At 74.0% G+C, this 18,482-nt stretch carries 16 protein-coding genes and 1 rRNA gene; 12 read left to right on the forward strand and 5 right to left on the reverse strand.

What is annotated here, in order from left to right:
* Positions 1-95, forward strand: a 5S ribosomal RNA gene (gene rrf / locus ACWCV9_RS07510); the annotation flags it as partial.
* Between the two features lie 30 nt (positions 96-125).
* Here the strand turns inward: rrf and ACWCV9_RS07515 are convergent.
* Entirely contained in the window at positions 126-1,319 is a 1,194-nt protein-coding gene (locus tag ACWCV9_RS07515; RefSeq protein WP_450785246.1) for a hypothetical protein, read from the reverse strand.
* Positions 1,320-1,367: 48 nt separating this feature from the next.
* Here ACWCV9_RS07515 and ACWCV9_RS07520 point away from each other — a divergent pair, with 48 nt between their 5' ends.
* Positions 1,368-2,138 (forward strand): hypothetical protein, encoded by a 771-nt coding sequence (locus tag ACWCV9_RS07520; RefSeq protein ID WP_450785232.1) that lies wholly within the window; start codon positions 1,368-1,370, stop codon positions 2,136-2,138.
* An 82-nt stretch (positions 2,139-2,220) separates the two neighbouring features.
* On the opposite strand, the gene ACWCV9_RS07525 is transcribed toward ACWCV9_RS07520, so the two are convergent.
* Positions 2,221-3,504: a DUF1015 domain-containing protein gene (locus ACWCV9_RS07525; protein WP_450784716.1), complete on the reverse strand. Its 1,284-nt coding sequence runs from the start codon at positions 3,502-3,504 to the stop codon at positions 2,221-2,223.
* 73 nt (positions 3,505-3,577) lie between these two features.
* Between ACWCV9_RS07525 and ACWCV9_RS07530 the strand changes: the two genes are divergently transcribed.
* Genes ACWCV9_RS07530 through ACWCV9_RS07545 form a run of 4 tightly spaced genes read left to right on the forward strand, consistent with a single transcriptional unit; the run spans position 3,578 to position 7,586 of the window.
* Positions 3,578-4,606 (forward strand): HAD hydrolase-like protein, encoded by a 1,029-nt coding sequence (locus tag ACWCV9_RS07530; RefSeq protein WP_450784717.1) that lies wholly within the window; start codon positions 3,578-3,580, stop codon positions 4,604-4,606.
* Positions 4,607-4,654: 48 nt separating this feature from the next.
* The gene (locus ACWCV9_RS07535; protein WP_450784718.1) at positions 4,655-5,698 is read left to right on the forward strand and encodes a FecCD family ABC transporter permease; all 1,044 of its coding nucleotides are present in this window, start codon (positions 4,655-4,657) and stop codon (positions 5,696-5,698) included.
* Positions 5,695-6,741, forward strand: a complete 1,047-nt coding sequence (locus ACWCV9_RS07540) for a FecCD family ABC transporter permease (RefSeq protein ID WP_450784719.1) — start codon at positions 5,695-5,697, stop codon at positions 6,739-6,741. Before ACWCV9_RS07535 ends, ACWCV9_RS07540 begins: the two co-directional genes overlap by 4 nt.
* On the forward strand, positions 6,738-7,586 hold the full coding sequence (locus tag ACWCV9_RS07545; RefSeq protein ID WP_450784720.1) for an ABC transporter ATP-binding protein: 849 nt from the start codon (positions 6,738-6,740) through the stop codon (positions 7,584-7,586). The genes ACWCV9_RS07540 and ACWCV9_RS07545 overlap by 4 nt, the downstream gene beginning before the upstream one ends.
* On the opposite strand, the gene ACWCV9_RS07550 is transcribed toward ACWCV9_RS07545, so the two are convergent.
* The gene (locus ACWCV9_RS07550) at positions 7,570-7,917 is read right to left on the reverse strand and encodes a sterol-binding protein (protein WP_450784721.1); all 348 of its coding nucleotides are present in this window, start codon (positions 7,915-7,917) and stop codon (positions 7,570-7,572) included. The genes ACWCV9_RS07545 and ACWCV9_RS07550 overlap by 17 nt on opposite strands.
* Positions 7,918-7,959: 42 nt before the next feature.
* Between ACWCV9_RS07550 and ACWCV9_RS07555 the strand changes: the two genes are divergently transcribed.
* From ACWCV9_RS07555 to ACWCV9_RS07580, 6 genes are all read left to right on the forward strand, one after another.
* Positions 7,960-8,247, forward strand: a complete 288-nt coding sequence (locus ACWCV9_RS07555) for a hypothetical protein (protein WP_450784722.1) — start codon at positions 7,960-7,962, stop codon at positions 8,245-8,247.
* A gap of 7 nt (positions 8,248-8,254) precedes the next feature.
* A complete protein-coding gene (locus ACWCV9_RS07560) occupies positions 8,255-9,070 on the forward strand; it encodes a TlyA family RNA methyltransferase (protein WP_385846498.1) in 816 nt (271 codons plus the stop codon).
* Entirely contained in the window at positions 9,067-9,972 is a 906-nt protein-coding gene (locus tag ACWCV9_RS07565) for an NAD kinase (protein WP_450784723.1), read from the forward strand. Before ACWCV9_RS07560 ends, ACWCV9_RS07565 begins: the two co-directional genes overlap by 4 nt.
* Positions 9,973-10,152: 180 nt before the next feature.
* Complete coding sequence (locus ACWCV9_RS07570; RefSeq protein WP_450784724.1) at positions 10,153-11,712, forward strand: S53 family peptidase; 1,560 nt, start codon at positions 10,153-10,155, stop codon at positions 11,710-11,712.
* 145 nt (positions 11,713-11,857) lie between these two features.
* Positions 11,858-13,576: a DNA repair protein RecN gene (gene recN, locus ACWCV9_RS07575; protein ID WP_450785233.1), complete on the forward strand. Its 1,719-nt coding sequence runs from the start codon at positions 11,858-11,860 to the stop codon at positions 13,574-13,576.
* A gap of 650 nt (positions 13,577-14,226) precedes the next feature.
* Positions 14,227-15,363: a glycosyltransferase family 4 protein gene (locus ACWCV9_RS07580; protein WP_450784725.1), complete on the forward strand. Its 1,137-nt coding sequence runs from the start codon at positions 14,227-14,229 to the stop codon at positions 15,361-15,363.
* A gap of 7 nt (positions 15,364-15,370) precedes the next feature.
* Here the strand turns inward: ACWCV9_RS07580 and ACWCV9_RS07585 are convergent, their stop codons facing one another.
* Positions 15,371-17,029, reverse strand: coding sequence for a PucR family transcriptional regulator (locus tag ACWCV9_RS07585; RefSeq protein ID WP_450784726.1), 1,659 nt, complete (start codon positions 17,027-17,029; stop codon positions 15,371-15,373).
* Positions 17,030-17,073: 44 nt separating this feature from the next.
* On the reverse strand, positions 17,074-18,456 hold the full coding sequence (locus ACWCV9_RS07590; RefSeq protein WP_450784727.1) for an FAD-binding oxidoreductase: 1,383 nt from the start codon (positions 18,454-18,456) through the stop codon (positions 17,074-17,076).
* Positions 18,457-18,482: the final 26 nt, after the last annotated feature.

Genomic DNA, 18,482 nt, shown 5'->3' on the forward strand with positions numbered 1-18,482 from the left:
AAACGCCCGGTTACATTCCGAACCCGGAAGCTAAGCCTCACAGCGCCGATGGTACTGCAGGGGGGACCCTGTGGGAGAGTAGGACACCGCCGAACAATCTTTGGAAGGACCCTTGGTCCCAGCGTTCAGCTGGGACCAAGGGTCCTTTTCTTTTTACAATGCTTGCGGTACCGAAGACAGGAGTCACCATGTCCACCAACTCTCCCGACGACCGACCGGAGCGCGACCAGCGGCGACGGGACAGTGGTGACCGTGGTGGATACCGCGGCGACCGCGGTGACCGTGGCGACCGCGGCGGGTTCCGCCGTGACAACGACCGTCGTGACAGCGACCGTGGTGGCTACGGTCGGCGTGACGACAACCGCGGCGGCTTCGGCCGGCGCGATGACCGCCGTGACGACCGCCGTGACGATCGTCGTGATGACCGTGACCGTGGTGAGCGGGGCGGTTTCCGGCGGGATGACAGCCGCGGTGGTGGCTACCGCCGTGAGGGCGACCGGGGTTCGCGTCCGGCCTTCCAGCGGGACGACCGCCGGGACGACCGCCGGGGCGACGACCGCGGTGGCTTCCGCGGCCGTGACGAGCGCGGTGGCGACCGCGGCTTCCGCCGTGACGACCGCGGTGAGCGCCCCGCCTTCCGCCGCGACGACCGTCGCGACGACCGACGGGATGACCGACGGGATGACCGCGGCGGCTTCGGCCGGCGTGACGACCGACGGGATGACCGTCGCGACGACCGCCGCGACGAGCGTGGCGGCTACCGTGGCCGGGACGACCGCCGTGACGATCGTCGTGATGACCGCGACCGTGGTGAGCGGGGCGGTTTCCGGCGGGATGACAGCCGCGGTGGTGGCTACCGCCGTGAGGGCGACCGGGGTTCGCGTCCGGCCTTCCAGCGGGACGACCGCCGGGACGACCGCCGGGGCGACGACCGCGGTGGCTTCCGCGGCCGTGACGAGCGCGGTGGCGACCGCGGCTTCCGCCGTGACGACCGCGGTGAGCGCCCCGCCTTCCGCCGCGACGACCGCCGCGACGACCGTCGCGACGACCGACGGGATGACCGTCGCGACGACCGGCGTGACGACCGCCGTGGTGACGAGCGCGGTGGCTTCCGCGGTCGTGACGACCGGCGTGACGACCGCCGAGGTTACGGCGACCGCGGTGACCGTGGTGGTGACCGTGGTGGCTTCAGCGGTGGCGGCCGTAGGGACGACCGTGGTGGTCGGCCCGGTGGCTTCCGCGGTCGTGACGACCGGCGTGACGACCGGCGCGATGACCGCCGCGGTGGTGGCGGCCGCTTCCGCGACCAGCGGGACCACCGGGACCGCGACAGGGACCGTGACCGGGACCGCGAGCCGATCAAGCGGCTGCCGATCCCGGAGGACGTCACCGGCGACGAGATCGACAAGGACGTGCGGCAGGAGCTCCAGAGCCTGCCCAAGACGCTCGCGGAGGACGTCGCCAAGAACCTGGTGATGGTCGCCCGGCTCATCGACGAGGACCCCGAGGGCGCGTACGGCTACTCCAGGGTGGCCCTGCGGCTGGCCTCGCGTGTGGCCGCCGTACGGGAGGCCGCCGGCTTCGCCGCGTACGCCAACCAGAAGTACTCCGAGGCCCTGGCAGAGTTCCGGGCCGCCCGTCGGATGACCGGGTCTGCGGAGCTGTGGCCGGTGATGGCCGACTGCGAGCGTGGGCTCGGGCGGCCGGAGAAGGCGCTGGACATGGCCGGTGCCCCCGAGGTGCACAAGCTGGACAAGGCCGGCCAGGTGGAGATGCGGCTCGTCGCGGCCGGTGCCCGGCGTGACATGGGCCAGCTGGACGCGGCCATCGTCACCCTGCAGAGCCCCGAGCTGGCCTCCAACGCGGTCCAGCCCTGGACCGCGCGGCTGCGTTACGCCTACGCCGACGCCCTGCTCGCCGTCGGCCGGCAGGACGAGGCGCGCGAGTGGTTCGCCAAGGCCGTGGAGGCCGACCGGGACGGCAGCACGGACGCCTCCGACCGGCTCGCCGAGCTGGACGGCGTGGAGTTCGTCGACGCGCTGGACGAGAGCGAAGGCGAGACCGAGGGCGAGGGCGAGAGCGAGCCGAAGGACGAGGCCGCGCAGCCCGCTGAGGGCTCCGAGGGTCAGCAGGACTGACGTCGGGCCGGACGGCCTGAGCAGTCTGTGAGAAGAGGGCAGGTCCCCTGGTGGACCTGCCCTCTTCTGCGTCGAGGGGGCTTCAGATGTCGAGGGCGCGCAGGACCAGTCCGGTGGCCGGCTTCGGGCCGAACGACGTCGACTTGCCGGGCATGGTCACGCCCTGCTGGGCCAGTTCGCGCACCACGTCCTCGCGGACCGGGTGCATGAGCACGGCCGTACCGCCGTCGCGTTCCGCCTTGCGGACCGTGGCGGCGGTGTCGTGTATGTAGGCGATGTGTGCGGGGGAGTCCTCGGGGATGCCCCAGACGTGCTCCAGCAGCGTGGAGTGCAGGACGGTGGCGTCCAGGGAGCGCCAGGCGGCCGGGCGGTCGGCCGGGATCGTGCGGGCCAGCAGCTCGGGGTCGGGCTCGTCGAGCAGATGGAAGGCGCCGTCACCGGCCAGCAGGAAGGCGTTGCCGGCACAGGAGGCGTCCGCCAGCGCCTCCAGGGCCTCGGGCAGCGGCACGGCGAGGGGTCGTACACGGAACAGGCCGTCGACCGCCGCCAGGGCGTCCGCGATCGGCAGGCCGTGCAGCAGACGGTGGATGGCGCGGACGCGCAGCGGGTAGCGGGCGGTGTCGACCAGCAGGACCAGGCCGTAGTCCCAGGGGCTGGGGGAGGGGTGCTCGGCGCGCAGCCGGAGGTAGGTGGCCCAGCGGTGGTGGCCGTCGGCGATCAGCGCCTGGCGCTGGGCCAGGTCGGACTGGATGCGGGCCAGGTCGGCGGGGTCGGTGACCGACCAGAGGGCGTGGTGGAAGCCGTCCTCGGTGGTCGTGGAGAGCAGTGGCGGGCGCTGCACGGTGCGGTCGACGACCTCGGCGGCCGTGCCGTCGCCGCGGTAGGACAGCAGCAGCGGCTCCAGGTTCGCGCGCGTGGCGCGCATCAGGGCCGCGCGGTCGGCGACCACGGGCGGCATGACGTCCTCGTGCGGCAGCACCAGGCCCTCGTCGGGGGCCGAGATCCGCAGGGTGCCGATGACGCCGCGCTGGAGCATGCCGTTGCCGTCGCGCTGCTCGTAGACGTACAGGCCGGGCTCCGCGTCCGCGGTGAGGATGCCCTCGTCCAGCCAGCGGCGCAGGGTGTCGGCCGCCTGCTCGGTGCGGGCACTCGGGGTGCCGGCCTGGGGCAGGATGAGCCGGACGATGTTGTGCGGGTCGGCCGACTGAAGGTGGTGCACCCCGTCGGGCCGTACCACGACGTCGTACGGCGGTGAGGTGACGGAGGCGAGGCTGCCGACCCGGTCGGGGTCGTAGCGAAGGCCTCGGAACGGGGTGAGTTCCAGGCCTCGGCGCGCCGTTGCTTCCGAGTGACCTGCAGTGTTCATCCCGGCATCGTACGTGTGTCAGTGGCATGCGGGATGATCGGATGGAAAAGCGAGTACGAGGAGCGATGCGGATATGAGCCAGGGTGCGAGGACACGGCCCGCGGGCAGCGAGCGGCCCCTGAGCGAGGCGTACGACACGGCGCTGCTGGACCTGGACGGGGTGGTGTACGCGGGCGGGGAGGCGATCGCGCACGCGGTCGACTCGCTGGCGGCGGCCCGCTCGGGCGGCATGCACCTGGCCTATGTGACCAACAACGCGCTGCGCACGCCGGACACCGTGGCCGAGCACCTGACGGAGCTGGGCATACCGACGGGGGCGGACGACGTGATCACCTCCGCGCAGGCCGTCGCCCGGCTGATCGCCGAGCAGGTGCCGGCGGGGGCGCGGGTGCTGGTGATCGGTGGTGAGGGGCTGCGGGTGGCGCTGCGCGAGCGGGGGCTGGTCCCGGTGGACTCGGCGGACGACGACCCGGCGGCGGTCGTGCAGGGGTACGGCGGTCCGGAGCTGACCTGGGGCCGGTTCGCGGAGGCGTCGTACGCGGTAGCGCGCGGGGTGCCGTGGTTCGCGTCCAACACCGACCTGACGATTCCGAGCGGGCGCGGGATCGCGCCGGGCAACGGTGCGGCGGTGGAGGTCGTACGGATCGCGACGGGCAAGGAGCCGCAGGTGGCGGGCAAGCCGCTGCCGCCGATGCACCGGGAGACCGTCATCCGGACCGGTGCGCGGCGCCCGCTGGTGGTGGGGGACCGGCTGGACACGGACATCGAGGGCGCGTTCAACGGCGAGGTGGACTCGCTGCTGGTGCTGACCGGTGTCACCGACGGCGCCCGGCTGCTCGCGGCGCCGCCGCAGCACCGGCCGACGTATGTGGACGCCGATCTGCGCGGGCTGCTCACCGGGCAGCCGGTGGTCGACGCCGAGGGCGACGGTTTCCGCTGCGGCGGGTTCACGGCGGCGGCGCGGGCCGGCCGGCTGGAGCTGGACGGCGACGGCGAGGCGCTGGACGGGCTGCGGGCGCTGTGCGCGGCGGCCTGGACGGCGGCCGGGGACGGCTCGTGTGCGCTGGACGCGGGGAAGGCGCTGGCGCGGCTGGGGCTCTGAGGAGAACCGGGGATCGAGATCGTAGCGAGGGTAGGCTAACCTAACCTCGTGTTGGTCGACAGTCCTCCGGAACCGCGCGCGGAGACCGCAGCCGCGCCCCCAACCCGCCGAGCCGCACGGGCCCTTGGGCTCCTGCTCTCCGTGGTGGTCCTGCTGCTCGTCGCCCTGGCGAGCATCGCGATCGGCGCGAAAGCCCTGTCGCCGGACCAGGTCTGGCACGGCCTGTTCCAGGACACGGGGACCTACGGTGACGTCGTCGTGGACGAGCGGCTCTCCCGTACGGTCCTCGGACTGCTCGCCGGTGCCGCGCTCGGTCTCGCGGGCGCGGTGCTCCAGGCGCTCACCCGCAACCCGCTGGCCGACCCCGGGCTGCTCGGCATCAACGCGGGCGCCTCGGCGGCCGTCGTCACGGCCATCACCTACTTCGGCGTCACCAGCCTCACCGGCTATGTGTGGTTCGCCTTTCTCGGCGCGGCGGTGGTCGGCGCGCTGGTGTGGTTCCTCGGCGGCAGCCGGGGCGCCACCCCGGTGCGGCTCGCCCTGGCGGGTACGGCGATCAGCACGGCCCTGTACGGCTATCTCCAGGCGGCGATGATCCTGGACGACGCCGCGCTCGCCAGGATGCGCTTCTGGACGGTGGGTTCGCTGGCCTCGGCCTCCGACGCCACCATCGTGCAGGTGCTGCCGTTCCTGGCGGTCGGCATGGTCCTCGCGCTGGCCCTGGCCCGGCCGCTCAACGCGGTCGAGATGGGCGACGACACCGCCCGTGCGCTCGGCGCCGGCCTCGGCCGCACCCGCGCCCTGGCCATGCTGGCCGCCGTGCTGCTGTGCGGGGCGGCCACCGCCGCCTGCGGTCCGATCGCCTTCGTCGGCCTGATGGTGCCGCACGCGGTGCGCTCCTTCACCGGCCCCGACCTGCGCTGGATCCTGCCGTACGCCACCGTCCTGTCGCCCGTGCTGCTGCTCGGCGCCGATGTGATCGGCCGGGTCGTGGCCCGCCCCGCCGAGTTGCAGGTCGGCATCGTCACCGCGCTGATCGGCGGCCCGGTCTTCATCTTTCTCGTACGACGGCGAAGGACGGCCCAGCTGTGAAGACCCGCTCCCCGCACCGGGCGGTGCGCACCCCCGGCGGGTTCTCCCTGCGCCTGGACCTGCGGGCCCTGACCGTCGTCGTCCTGCTGCTGGTGGCCGCGGGCGCCGCCGGGGTCGCGCTGATCGGCACCGGCGACGCGCAGATCCCCGCGGGCGACGTCCTGCGGACCCTCGCCGGGAACGGCACCGCGTACCAGGACTTCATCGTCAACGAGCTGCGGCTGCCGCGGGTGCTGGTCGGCCTGCTGGTCGGTGCCTCGCTCGGGCTCGGCGGGGCGCTGTTCCAGGCCATCTCGCGCAATCCGCTGGGCAGTCCGGACGTGCTCGGTCTCTCCCAGGGCTCGACGGCCGGCGCGCTGGTGGTGATCGTGCTGATGTCCGGCAGCGCCACCGAGGTCACCCTGGGGGCGCTGGCCGGCGGTCTGGCGACCGGGCTCGCGATCTATCTGCTCGCCTGGAAGCGCGGAGTGCACGGCTATCGGCTGGTCCTGGTCGGGATCGGTGTCTCCGCGATCGTCACCGCGGTCAACGGCTATCTGCTGACCAAGGCCGACCTGATGGACGCGGCCCGCGCCATCGTGTGGATGACCGGCTCGCTGGCCGGCCGTGACTGGACCCAGGTGTGGCCGCTGCTCGCGCTGTGCGCGGTCCTCCTCCCGCTGGTCCTCGTCCACGCGCGCGGCCTGCGGATGATGGAGATGGGCGACGACGTCTCCAGTGCCCTCGGGGTGCGGGTGCAGCGGGTCCGGATGGTGCTGCTGGTCTGCGCCGTCCTGCTCACCGCGGCCGCCACCGCCGCCGCCGGCCCGGTCAGCTTCGTCGCGCTCACCGCGCCCCAGCTCGCCCGTCGGCTGACCCGCTCCCCGGGACCCAATCTGGTGCCCTCGCTCTGCATGGGCGGCGCCCTGCTGGTCGCCGCCGACTGGGCCTCCCAGCTGGCCTTCGGCGCCGACCAGCTGCCGGTCGGCGTGGTCACCGGCGTCGTCGGCGGCGCCTATCTGCTGTGGCTGCTGGTCACCGAGCGCCGGGCGGGCCGGATATGAGCGGCACCCCCTCGAACACCCCAAGGAGCACCGTGAGCCGGCTGTCCGCCGAGAACGTCACCCTCGCCTACGACCAGCGCGTCATCGCCGAACAGCTCTCGGTGGAGATCCCGGACCAGTCCTTCACGGTGATCGTCGGCCCGAACGCCTGCGGCAAGTCGACGCTGCTGCGGGCGCTGTCCCGGATGCTCAGGCCCAGCCAAGGCCGGGTGCTGCTCGACGGGCAGGCCATCCAGTCGATGCCGGCGAAGAACGTCGCGCGCACGCTCGGGCTGCTCCCGCAGTCGTCCATCGCGCCCGACGGCATCACGGTCGCCGATCTCGTCGGCCGGGGCCGCTACCCGCACCAGGGACTGCTGCGCCAGTGGTCCACCGAGGACGAGCGGGTGGTCCAGGAGTCGATGGCCCAGACCGGTGTCGCCGAGCTGGCCGACCGGTACGTGGACGAGCTGTCCGGCGGCCAGCGGCAGCGGGTGTGGATCGCCATGGCGCTCGCCCAGCAGACCCCGCTGCTGCTCCTGGACGAGCCGACCACCTATCTCGACATCCAGCACCAGATCGACGTCCTCGACCTGTGCGCGGAGCTGCACGAGACCCAGGGGCGGACGCTGGTGGCGGTGCTGCACGACCTGAACCACGCGGCCCGCTACGCCACCCATCTCATCGCCCTGCGCGGCGGCAGGGTGATCGCCGAGGGCGCCCCGAAGGACATCGTCACCGCCGAGCTGGTGGAGGAGGTCTTCGGACTGCGCTGTCAGGTCATCGACGATCCGGAGACCGGCACCCCGCTGATCGTGCCGGCGGCCCGCAGGGCGCGCGCGGAGCGCGTCACAGCAGCTTCCTGAGCCGGAACAGGTCCAGCAGGCTCGCCTCCAGCCGCACCCGGCCCTTGCCCCAGGCGGTCGCGAAGTTCAGCTCCCCGTCCACCAGGGCCACCAGGTCGTCGCCGGCCAGGACGAGCCTGATCTGGGCCCGCTCGCGCGGCGGACCGGGCAGTGTCTCGTCCACCTCGATCCGGCCGCCCGTCATGCGGCCGGCGAAGGTGACGTCCAGGTCGGTGATGTGGCAGCTCACCGTGCGGTCCAGGGCGGCGGCCGCGCGGACGTCGCCCTCGGCCCCCTGCATGTTGTCCGAAAGCTTTCCCAGTGCGGCGCGGCACTCCTCGATCGTGGCCATCGCCACCGACCGTACCCCAGCGGTTCGGGGTAGCGTCTGGGCATGAGCGACTCGGTTCCGCAGACGGAGTATCCGGCGGAGGCGGAGGAGGGGGCGGAAGAGGCGTACGAACCCGCCGCGCCCGCCCCCCTGAACGTCCCGCGCACCCCCACCGGCGACGCCCGGGTCGACGCCCGGCTGGAGCGGCTGGCCGACGCCGACCACCTCGCCACCGACGGACACCTCGAGGTGTACGAGGATGTACACCAGGGGCTGCGCGACGCGCTCGACGCGCTCGACGCCCGCCAGGGACCCCCGGTCCCGTCACCGTCGTACCAACACAGGAGCTGAACCCACCGTGGCAGGAGTCGCACGTCGCCGTCTGGACGCGGAGCTGGTCCGCCGGAAGCTCGCGCGCTCGCGTGAGCATGCCAGCCAGCTGATCGCCGCCGGGCGGGTCACCGTCGGCAGGACCGTGGCGACCAAGCCGGCCACACAGGTGGAGACCGCCGCCGCGATCGTGGTGCGGTCCGACGACAGCGATCCCGACTACGTCTCCCGGGGCGGGCACAAGCTCGCCGGGGCGCTCGAGGCCTTCGTGCCGCAGGGGCTCGTGGTGAAGGGCCGGCGTGCGCTGGACGCCGGCGCGTCCACCGGCGGCTTCACCGATGTGCTGCTGCGCGCGGGCGCCGCGCATGTCGTCGCCGTGGACGTCGGATACGGACAGCTCGCCTGGTCGCTCCAGAACGATGAACGCGTCACCGTCAAGGACCGTACGAACGTACGCGAGTTGACGCTGGAGGCGATCGACGGAGAACCTGTGGATCTTGTCGTGGGCGATCTGTCCTTCATCCCGCTCGGGCTGGTGCTGCCCGCCCTGAAGCGGTGTGTGAAGCCGGACGCCGACCTGGTGATGATGGTCAAGCCGCAGTTCGAGGTGGGGAAGGAGCGGCTGGGCAGCGGAGGTGTCGTACGGAGTCCGCAGCTGCGGGCGGAGGCCGTGCGGGGAGTGGCCGAGAAGGCCTGGGAGCTGGGGCTCGGGGTGCAGGGAGTCACCGCGAGCCCGCTGCCGGGCCCCTCGGGGAACGTCGAGTACTTTCTCTGGTTGCGGGCGGGGGCACCCGAGGTGGACCCGGCCGACGTCGAGCGTGCAGTGGCGGAGGGGCCGCGTTGACACAGAACCTGGCACGTACTGTCTTCCTGCTGGCCCACACCGGGCGGCCCGCGGCGATCCGCAGCGCGGAACTCGTCGTCAAGGGCCTGCTGCGGCACGGCATCGGGGTGCGGGTGCTGGAGGAGGAGGCACGGGATCTGCCGCTGCCGGACGAGGTGGACCTCGTCAAGGAGGCGACCCCGCAGAGCCTGGACGGGTGTGAGCTGCTGATCGTGCTCGGCGGCGACGGCACGCTGCTGCGCGGTGCCGAGTTCGCGCGGGCTTCCGGGGTGCCGATGCTCGGCGTCAACCTCGGGCGGGTCGGCTTCCTCGCGGAGGCCGAACGAGACGACCTCGACCGGGTGGTCGACCGGGTGGTCGCCCGCTCCTACGAGGTCGAGGAGCGGATGACCGTCGATGTCGTCGTGCACCGCAACGGGGACATCGTGCACACCGACTGGGCGCTGAACGAGGCCGCCGTGCAGAAGGCGGGCGCCGAGAAGCTGCTGGAAGTCGTGCTGGAGATCGACGGGCGGCCGGTGACCGGCTTCGGCTGCGACGGTGTGGTGCTGTCCACGCCGACCGGGTCCACGGCCTACGCCTTCTCCGCGGGCGGGCCCGTGGTGTGGCCCGAGGTGGAGGCGCTGCTGATGGTGCCGATCAGCGCGCACGCCCTGTTCGCCAAGCCGCTGGTCACCTCCCCGGACTCGGTGCTCGCGGTGGAGGTGCTGCCGCACATCCTGCCCGGCGTCCTGTGGTGCGACGGGCGGCGCACGGTCGAGCTGCCGCCGGGGGCGCGGGTGGAGGTGCGGCGGGGGGCGGTGCCGGTGCGGCTCGCCCGGCTGCACCACTCCTCCTTCACCGACCGGCTGGTGGCGAAGTTCGCGCTGCCGACCACGGGCTGGCGGGGAGCGCCGCACTGAGCCGTCGCCGACGGCCGTCGTCCGTACTCCATCCCGGGCAGGGCGTGCCCTGTCCGGGTGGCCAGAGCCTGCCAGGCATATTTTTCCGGCAATGTCCGGATATACCTCGCCGAGTAGCCCACTTCCGACCCGAGCCGGTCGGTCCCGGCTGTGCGGCAGGCCGGCTCCGAGGAGACGACGATGAACGAGCAACACGTGGCCTTGGCGGGCAGCACCCGCCCTGCCAAGGCCGACGCCACCCGGCTGCGGGACGCTGACCCGCAGCACCCCGTGGAAGTCACCCTCACCCTGCGCGGCAAGGTGGCCCCCACCGACCAGATCCCTGACGAGCGACGCCAGGACGCCGACAAGACCAGGTCCGTGCTCGAACGCTACGGCCTCTCGGTCGACCAGGTCCGGCTCGAACCGGGCAGCGTCGTGGTCAGCGGTCCGGTGTCCGCGATGAACGCCGCCTTCAAGGCCGACCTCGGCATCTACCACAGCGTCACCCAGGGCGAGTTCCGCGGCCGCGAGGGCGAGCTCCACATCCCCGCCGAACTGGAAGGCATCGTGACCGGTGTCTTCGGTCTCGACCAGCGGCAGATGGCTCGGCGCAAGTCCGTCCAGGGCCACGGCTTCCAGGGGTCGATGACACCGGACGACCTGGAACGGCTGTACAACTTCCCGGCCGGCGACGGGGAGGGCCAGAAGGTCGGCATCGCCGAGTTCGGCGGCTGCTACTTCGAGGACGACCTGCGGGCCTTCTGTGAGGCGCACAACCGGCCGGTGCCGCGCGCCGAGGTGGTGCCCCTGAACCTCGACCCGCCCCGGGCGTTGCAGGACCTGCGGCAGTTGCCGCCCATGGAGCAGCGGTTCGCGTTCGAGGCCGCGGGCGAGGTGATGATGGACGTGCAGATCGTCGCCGGGCTCTGTCCGGCGGCGGAGATCTCCGTCTACTTCGCCACCTTCGACCAGCGCGGCTGGATCGAACTGCTCGACCAGGTCCTCGCGGACAGGCCGGTGAGCGTGCCGATCAGCTGGGGCCTGAGCGAGGACGACGACGGCTGGTCGCCCACCGCCCTCCGGGAGATCAACAAGCGCCTGGAGGGCGCGGCGAACGCCGGCATCACGGTCTGCGTGGCCTCCGGTGACGACGGCTCGGGCGACCAGATCCCGGACGGCCGCGCCCACGTCGACTTCCCCAGCAGCAGCCCCTTCACGCTGGCCGTCGGCGGCACCATGGCCGACCCCTCCCAGCAGGAGGTCGCCTGGTGGCAGCCGCCCGGTCACCGCACCCCGCACGGCGGCGGCGCCACCGGAGGCGGGGTCTCCAGCAAGTTCGACCGCCCGGCCTACCAGCGGAGCATCACCATCGACTCCCTGAACCCGGGCAGCATCCGCGGGCGGGTCGTGCCGGACGTCGCGGCACTCGCGGGCCCCCCGTTCTACGACCTGATCCTGCTCGGCCAGCCCGCGCCCAACGGCGGCACCAGCGCCTCCGCCCCGCTGTGGGGCGCCCTGATCGCCCGGATCAACGCCCTGCTGCCCCCGGAAAAGCGCCAGCGCTTCCTCACCCCGCTGCTCTACGACACCGGCAGCAACGGCCGCCCGCTCGGCGAGGTGGCCTGCCGCGACATCGCGGTCGGCCATGACAACGGCTCCCACCCGCCCGCGGTGGGCTACCCCGTGAGGACGGGGTACGACGCGGTCACCGGCATGGGGGTGCCCGACGGCGTGGCCCTGCTCAAGGGGCTGCACTAGCCGCCCCGGGCTGACCGCACTGCACTCGCCCGGGTGACAGCGCGCGCCGCAGCGACGTGCGTCACCTGGACCTTCACACAAGCGGGGCGGGGTCGGTCACACTCCCGCCCCCCGACCTCGTAAGGTCTTATCCGTGTTGGAGGAGATGCGGATACGGTCGCTCGGGGTCATCGACGATGCCGTCGTCGAGCTGTCGCCGGGGTTCACCGCGGTCACCGGTGAGACGGGTGCGGGCAAGACCATGGTGGTCACCAGCCTGGGTCTGCTGCTCGGGGGCCGGGCGGACCCCGCGCTCGTGCGGATCGGGGCCGAGAAGGCGGTCGTGGAGGGGCGGATCGCGGTGTCCGCGGACGCCTCCGTCGCCGTACGCGCCGAGGAGGCGGGGGCCGAGCTGGACGACGGCGCCCTGCTGATCAGCCGTACCGTTTCCGCCGAGGGACGGTCCCGGGCGCACCTGGGCGGGCGCAGCGTGCCGGTGGGCATGCTCGCCGAGCTGGCCGACGAGCTGGTGGCCGTGCACGGGCAGACCGACCAGCAAGGGCTGCTGAAGCTGTCCCGGCAGCGGCAGGCGCTGGACCGGTACGCGGGCGACGCGGTCGCCGTGCCGCTCGCCAAGTACGCCGAGGCCTACAAGCGGCTGCGGGCCGTCTCCGCCGAGCTGGAGGAGATCACCACGCGCGCGCGTGAGCGGGCGCAGGAAGCCGACATGCTGCGGTACGGGCTGGACGAGATCGCCGCCGTGGAGCCGCGCGCCGGGGAGGACGTGGAGCTGGCCGAGGAGGCGGAGCGGCTCGGGCACGCCGAGGCGCTGGCGTCCGCCGCGACGGCCGCACACGCCGCTCTCGCGGGCGATCCGGAGGACCCCGAGGGGATCGACGCCACGACGCTGGTCGCGGGCGCCCACCGGGCCCTGGAGGCCGTACGGTCCCACGATCCGGCGCTGGCCTCCCTGGCCGACCGGATCGGCGAGATCGGGATCCTGCTCGGCGATGTCGCGGGCGAGCTGGCCGGGTACGCCGACGACCTCGACGCCGATCCGCGCCGGCTCGCGGCCGTGGAGGAGCGGCGGGCCGCTCTCACCGCCCTCACCCGGAAGTACGGCGAGGACGTCGCTGCCGTTCTGGCGTGGGCCGAGCGGAGCGCCGCCCGGCTCACCGAGCTGGACGGCGACGACGAGCGGATCGCCGAGCTGACCGCCGAGCGGGACGCGCTGCGCACCGAACTGGGCGGGCTCGCCCAGGCGCTGACCGACGCGCGGACCGAGGCCGCCGAGCGGTTCGCCGCCGCGGTGACGGCCGAGCTGGCCTCGCTCGCGATGCCGCACGCGCGCGTGTCCTTCGACATCCGGCAGACCGAGGATCCGGAGGGCGTCGAGGTCGGCGGGCGCACGGTCGGCTACGGGCCGTCCGGTGTGGACGAGGTCGAGCTGCTGCTCGCCCCGCACCCCGGAGCCCCGCCGCGGCCCATCGCCAAGGGCGCGTCCGGCGGTGAGCTGTCCCGCGTGATGCTGGCCGTGGAGGTCGTCTTCGCGGGCACCGATCCCGTGCCGACGTACCTCTTCGACGAGGTCGACGCCGGTGTCGGCGGCAAGGCGGCCGTCGAGATCGGCCGGCGGCTGGCGAAGCTCGCCAAGACCGCGCAGGTCGTGGTCGTCACCCATCTGCCGCAGGTCGCCGCGTTCGCCGACCGGCAGCTGCTGGTGGAGAAGACCAACGACGGGTCGGTCACCCGGTCCGGGGTGAAGGTCCTGGAGGGCGAGGAACGGGTCCGCGAACTGTCCCGGATGCTGGCCGGCCAGGAGGACTCCGAGACGGCCCGCGCCCACGCGGAGGAACTGCTGGCAACGGCCCGCGCGGACGCGTAGGCGGGAGCGGAGCGGAACCGCTTCGTCCGGTGCCGGGCAACACCGGCGCCGGGGACGCCGGCGAGCGCCGCTCCGAGGCGCGTGTGCCGGTTGGCCACACGCGCTGGTGTCTCGTCGGGGTGGTGTGTGGTGCGGTACCGGCGCGCGCGGTTATTCGTGCGCGCCTTTCTTCGTTGTGCGCTCCCGGCGTGCGCGGTCGGCCTCCGGCGTGCGCTGTCGCTGGCCGGGGGCCGATTCGCCGTTCGTGTGGCACCGCGGACGGCCGGCCGCCGGGCTGTTCGGGTGCCGCTTCCGGCGTTCGGCCGAGCCGCCGTTCGCGCGCCCCGCCGGATCCGGCCCGGGGGGCCGCGCCCAGGGCTCCGACCTGGGGGGACGCGGTCGTCGCGCGTTCCGTCGTGGCGGGGCTTCACTCACTCGTGTGGGTGACGTGCTCCGGCGCATTGCCCCGGGCCGCCGCAGAGTGCGCCCTCGCGGGTTTCCCGGAACGGCCGTACGCCCTGGCATGCTTGAGGCAGCACGCCGGACGGGCGGTGGGTGTGAACCGACCGCGCGGGAGGCGCGCGGGCTGTGCCCTTCCGCCTCCGTGAGCCCGCTACCTTCTGTACGTTTCCTCGTGTCCCCGTGAGCCCCCGAACCAGGAGCCCGGCCCCGTGACCCCCCTGAGCAGCAACGCACCGCACGGCCAGTCGCCGCTGCGCACCGTGCAGGTGCTCGGCGGAGGCAACGCCGGCAGCAGCGCGCATGTGCGCTCGCTGGCCGAGGGGCTGGTGGCGAGGGGCGTGCGGGTGACGGTGTGCGCCCCCGTCGAGGCCGACCGCCGCTACGACTTCACCGGGACCGGCGCCGCCCATGTGCATGTGCCGCGCAGCAGCGACCCCGCCTCCGTGGCCGCGCTCCGGGCGGCCTGCGCGGACGCCGACCTGGTGCACGCCCACGGGCTGCACGCCTCCTTCCGTGCCGTGCTCGCGCTCAGCCGGCGCGCCACCCCGCTGGTGGTGACCTGGCACAACCGGGCGGAGGCGGAGGGCGCGCGGGCGCATCTGCTGCGGCTGCTGGAGCGCCGGGTGGCGAAGACGGCGGCCGTGGTCCTCGGCACCAGCTCCGACCTGGTGGACCGGGCCCGGCGCACCGGGGCGCGGGACGCCCGGCTCGCCGCCGTCGGCCTGCCCGGCCAGCGCCGGCCCGTCACCCATGACGACCCCGACCGGCTGCGGCCCAAGGTGCGCGCCGAACTCGGCGCGGGGGAACGCCCGTTGCTGATCGCGGTCGGCTCCCTCGACCGGCACCGCGGCTACGACGTCCTGCTCGACGCGGCCCGTGCCTGGCGCGGCCTGGACCCGGTGCCGCTGGTCGTCGTTGCGGGGGACGGGCCGCTGCGCCCCGCGCTGCAACGGCGCATCGAGGAGGAGGAGCTGCCGGTACGGCTGGTCGGCCGCCGCGAGGACGTGCCCGAGCTGCTCGCCGCCGCCGACCTGGCGCTGCTGACCAGCAGTTGGGAGTCACGGTCGGTGCTGGCCCAGGAGGCGCTCCACGCGCGCGTGCCGCTCGTCGCCACCCGGGTCGGCGGCATCCCGGACCTGGTCGGCGACGCCGCGGAGCTCGTTCCGTACGGCGACCCGGACGCGCTCGCCGCCACCGTCGTACGCCTGCTCGCCGATCCGGCGCGCCGGGAACTGCTCCGGGCGCGGGGCGTACGGCAGGCCGCCACCTGGCCCACCGAGGACGAGACGGTCACCCAAGTGCTCAGTGTCTACGACGAGTTGACGCAGCCCTGGCCGCTCGCCTGACGGCCCCTCACGGCACGTGGCGGCGGGCGCGCAGGGCGAGACTCAGGGCCAGGACCGTCTGCGGGTCGTCCAGGTCGGTGCCCAGCAACTCACCGATACGGGCGAGGCGGTTGTAGAGGGTCTGCCGGTTGAGATGGAGTTCCCGGGCCGTCTCCGCCTTGCGGCCCGCGTGCGCCAGATAGGTTTCCAGGGTCGGCAGCAGCGGCGGCTTGGAGCGGTGGTCGTGGTCGCGCAGCGGACCGATCGCCCGGTCCACGAAGGCGGCCAGGTCCGGGTGGTCGCGCAGCCGCCACAGCAGCAGGTCGATGTCGAGGCGCCGGGCGTCGTACCAGGGCCGGTCGGTCAGGCCCTGGGCCGCCGTCGCCGTCTCCGCCGCGTGCCGCAGCCCGGCCGAGGCGGCCGCCCAGCCGCCCGCCACCCCGACCACCACGACCGGCGGCGGCGCGCCCGGCCGCTGCATGCCGGCCCGCTCCACGCCCGCCCGCAGTGCCGCCGCCACCCGGTCGGCCACCGCCGGCCGCTCCGGCTCCGAGCGCAGCCCGAGCAGCACCAGCACCCGGCCCTCCACCGGCCGCACCCCCAGCAGCACCGGCACGCCCACCGTGGCCAGCTCCTCGGAAACCGCCCGGGCCAGCACCGCCCAGCCCCCGCCGGGGGACAGCGGATCGCCGACCCGCATGACCACGGGCAGCAGCGGACTGCCGCCGGGCTTGAAGCCGAGCACCCGGGCCTGCGCGGGGGCGTCCTCCGCGGTGATCCGGCCCTCGGCGAGATCGGTGAGGAAGTCACCGCGCCCGCGCGCCGCCAGCTCCTCCTCCTGCCGGGCCTGCATCAGCACCACGGCCAGAATCCCCGCGGCCCGCTCGGCGGCGATCCGGTGCACCGGCGCCAGCGGGGAGCGGACCGGCAGCATCACCAGCCGGGCCCGCACCGAACCCGCCGTACCGGGGCCGCCGCCCGGCACGTCCACCAGCACCGAACCGGCGGGCGGCGGCGCGTCCTTGTGCGGCCCGCGCAGCCCCTCCCACACCTGGAGCGGATCCGCGCCCTCGGGCCCCTCCCCGGCCGCGTACAGCAGCCGGCCGTCGGGCGTCTCCAGGAACACCGGGTTGCCGCCGAAACCGGCCAGGATGCCCAGCACCTGCGGGATGCCGCCACCGCCCAGCAGCGCCTCGGTACAGCGCCGGTGCACCTCCTCCGCGCGCTGGAGCAGGGCGTAGTGGCCGTTGACGATCTCGGTGTGGATCTCCTCGGTCACCGCCACGAACGGCACCTCGCGGTGCAGCTGGACCAGCGGCAGACCGGCCGCCCGCGCGGTGTCCACCAGCGCGGCCGGCAGCCGGGTGAAGCGCGGGCCCAGCTCCACCACCAGGGCGGCGATCCCGCGCTCGGCCAGCGTGCGCACGAACGCCCGCTGCTCGGCCGGGCGGGTGCCGAGGCCGTAGCCCGTGGTGAGCAGCAGCTCGCCGCCCTTGAGCAGCGAGGCGATGTTCGGCACCTCGCCCGCGTGCACCCAGCGCACGGTACGGCCCAGCCGGTCGGCGCCCGCCACGATCTCCGGCAGCCCACTGCGCAGCCCGGGCAGCTCCAGCGCCCGCTGCACGGTGATCCCGGTGCCCTGCGTGGCGGGTCTGCGCTCCGTACCGTTGTCCGTACCGCTGTTCATGCAGCGGACGCTACCTGCGAAAACGCCCTCGGGACAGCTGCGGGTCAGACCGGCTGCACGTTGTGGTTGAAGCGGAAGACGTTGTCGGGGTCGTACCGCCGTTTCACCTTCTCCAGCCGCAGCGTGTTCCCCGCGCCCAGACCCGCCCGGACCCGGTCCGGGCCCTCGTCGCCGATGAGGTTGAGGGGGACCGCCCCCGTGCTCCAGGGGCGTACACCGGCGCGCGCCGCCCGCACCCAGGCCGTCGTCCGCTCGTCGTCGGCCGGGTCCGCCCAGTTGCCGAACGGCTGCACCACCCAGGGCGCGTCCCGGTACGGCACCGGGTACTCCCGGGGTCCCGCGGCGACCGCTCCGCCCTGCGGGAACAGGATGTACTGGGTGCCGGTCGGCACCGGCATGCTCTCGGCGTGGGCGCAGAAGACGTCCACCAGCTCGTCGGGCAGACCGCTCAGACACTCCGCCGACCAGTGGTTGCGCAGCCCCGGCGGCTCGTCCAGCAGGCACTGCACATCGGCGTACGGTACGGCGCCCACGATCTCCGCCACGTGCGGCAGCGCCAGCAGCGGCCCGGCGAGCCGGCGCAGCCCGGCCGCATCGCCCGCGTACGTCAGCAGACAGCCGCACAGCAGCCTGCCCACCAGCTCGGGCGGGACGAACCGGGCCGGCGGGCCGGTCGTGTACAGCACCGCACCGCCCGCCTCGTCGGGGGCGGTGCGGATCACCTCGCGGAAGGCGCGGACCAGCTCCGGGCCGAACCGGGGCAGGCAGAGCAGCAGCGCGATCCGGAACTCCGGCAGTTCGTGCAGCTCCAGGGTGAGCGCGGTCGCGATGCCGAAGTTGCCCCCGCCGCCGTGCAGCGCCCAGAACAGCTCGGGGTTCTCGTCCGCGCTGGCGTGCACCCGTGCGGCGTCGGCGGTCACCAGCTCCACCCCGATGAGGTTGTCGGCGGCGAGACCGAAGGCGCGGTCCAGCCAGCCGGTGCCGCCGCCGAGGACATGGCCGCCGACCCCGACGCCGGAGGCCCGGCCACCGGTGGTCGCGAGCCCGTACGGCTGGGTGGCCCGGTCCAGCCGGCCCACCGTGGCCCCGCCCTCGATCCGCACCGCCTCGGCCGCCGGGTCGACGGTCACGGAGTGCATCCGGCGCAGGTCCACCACGAGCGCGTTGTCGGCCACGGCCGGCCCGGCCACGCCGTGCCCGCCGCCGCGCACCGCGATGTGCAGATCCAGGTCCCGGGCGAAGCGCACGGCGCGGACCACGTCGCCCGCGTGCGCGCACTGCGCGATCACGGCCGGCCGCCGGTCGATCAGCGCGTTGAAGACGGTCCGGGCGCCGTCGTAGCCCGGGTCACCCGGGGCGAACACCTCGCCGGCGAGATCCTCGCGCAGCGCGGCGAGGGCGGTGCGCGCCGTGGAGAGGGAAGCCATGGCCGCCCCCTTCCGTGCCAGGGGCT

Source organism: Streptomyces sp. NPDC001606 (assembly GCF_053596835.1).

What these genes read in the sequence shown, in the direction of transcription:
- ACWCV9_RS07525 (WP_450784716.1), bottom strand. Translation starts at nt 3,504, where the DNA reads ATGAACACTGCAGGTCACTCGGAAGCAACGGCGCGCCGAGGCCTGGAA.
- ACWCV9_RS07530 (WP_450784717.1), top strand. Translation starts at nt 3,578, where the DNA reads ATGAGCCAGGGTGCGAGGACACGGCCCGCGGGCAGCGAGCGGCCCCTG.
- ACWCV9_RS07545 (WP_450784720.1), top strand. Translation starts at nt 6,738, where the DNA reads ATGAGCGGCACCCCCTCGAACACCCCAAGGAGCACCGTGAGCCGGCTG.
- ACWCV9_RS07550 (WP_450784721.1), bottom strand. Translation starts at nt 7,917, where the DNA reads ATGGCCACGATCGAGGAGTGCCGCGCCGCACTGGGAAAGCTTTCGGAC.
- ACWCV9_RS07555 (WP_450784722.1), top strand. Translation starts at nt 7,960, where the DNA reads ATGAGCGACTCGGTTCCGCAGACGGAGTATCCGGCGGAGGCGGAGGAG.
- ACWCV9_RS07570 (WP_450784724.1), top strand. Translation starts at nt 10,153, where the DNA reads ATGAACGAGCAACACGTGGCCTTGGCGGGCAGCACCCGCCCTGCCAAG.
- recN (WP_450785233.1), top strand. Translation starts at nt 11,858, where the DNA reads ATGCGGATACGGTCGCTCGGGGTCATCGACGATGCCGTCGTCGAGCTG.
- ACWCV9_RS07585 (WP_450784726.1), bottom strand. Translation starts at nt 17,029, where the DNA reads ATGAACAGCGGTACGGACAACGGTACGGAGCGCAGACCCGCCACGCAG.
- ACWCV9_RS07590 (WP_450784727.1), bottom strand. Translation starts at nt 18,456, where the DNA reads ATGGCTTCCCTCTCCACGGCGCGCACCGCCCTCGCCGCGCTGCGCGAG.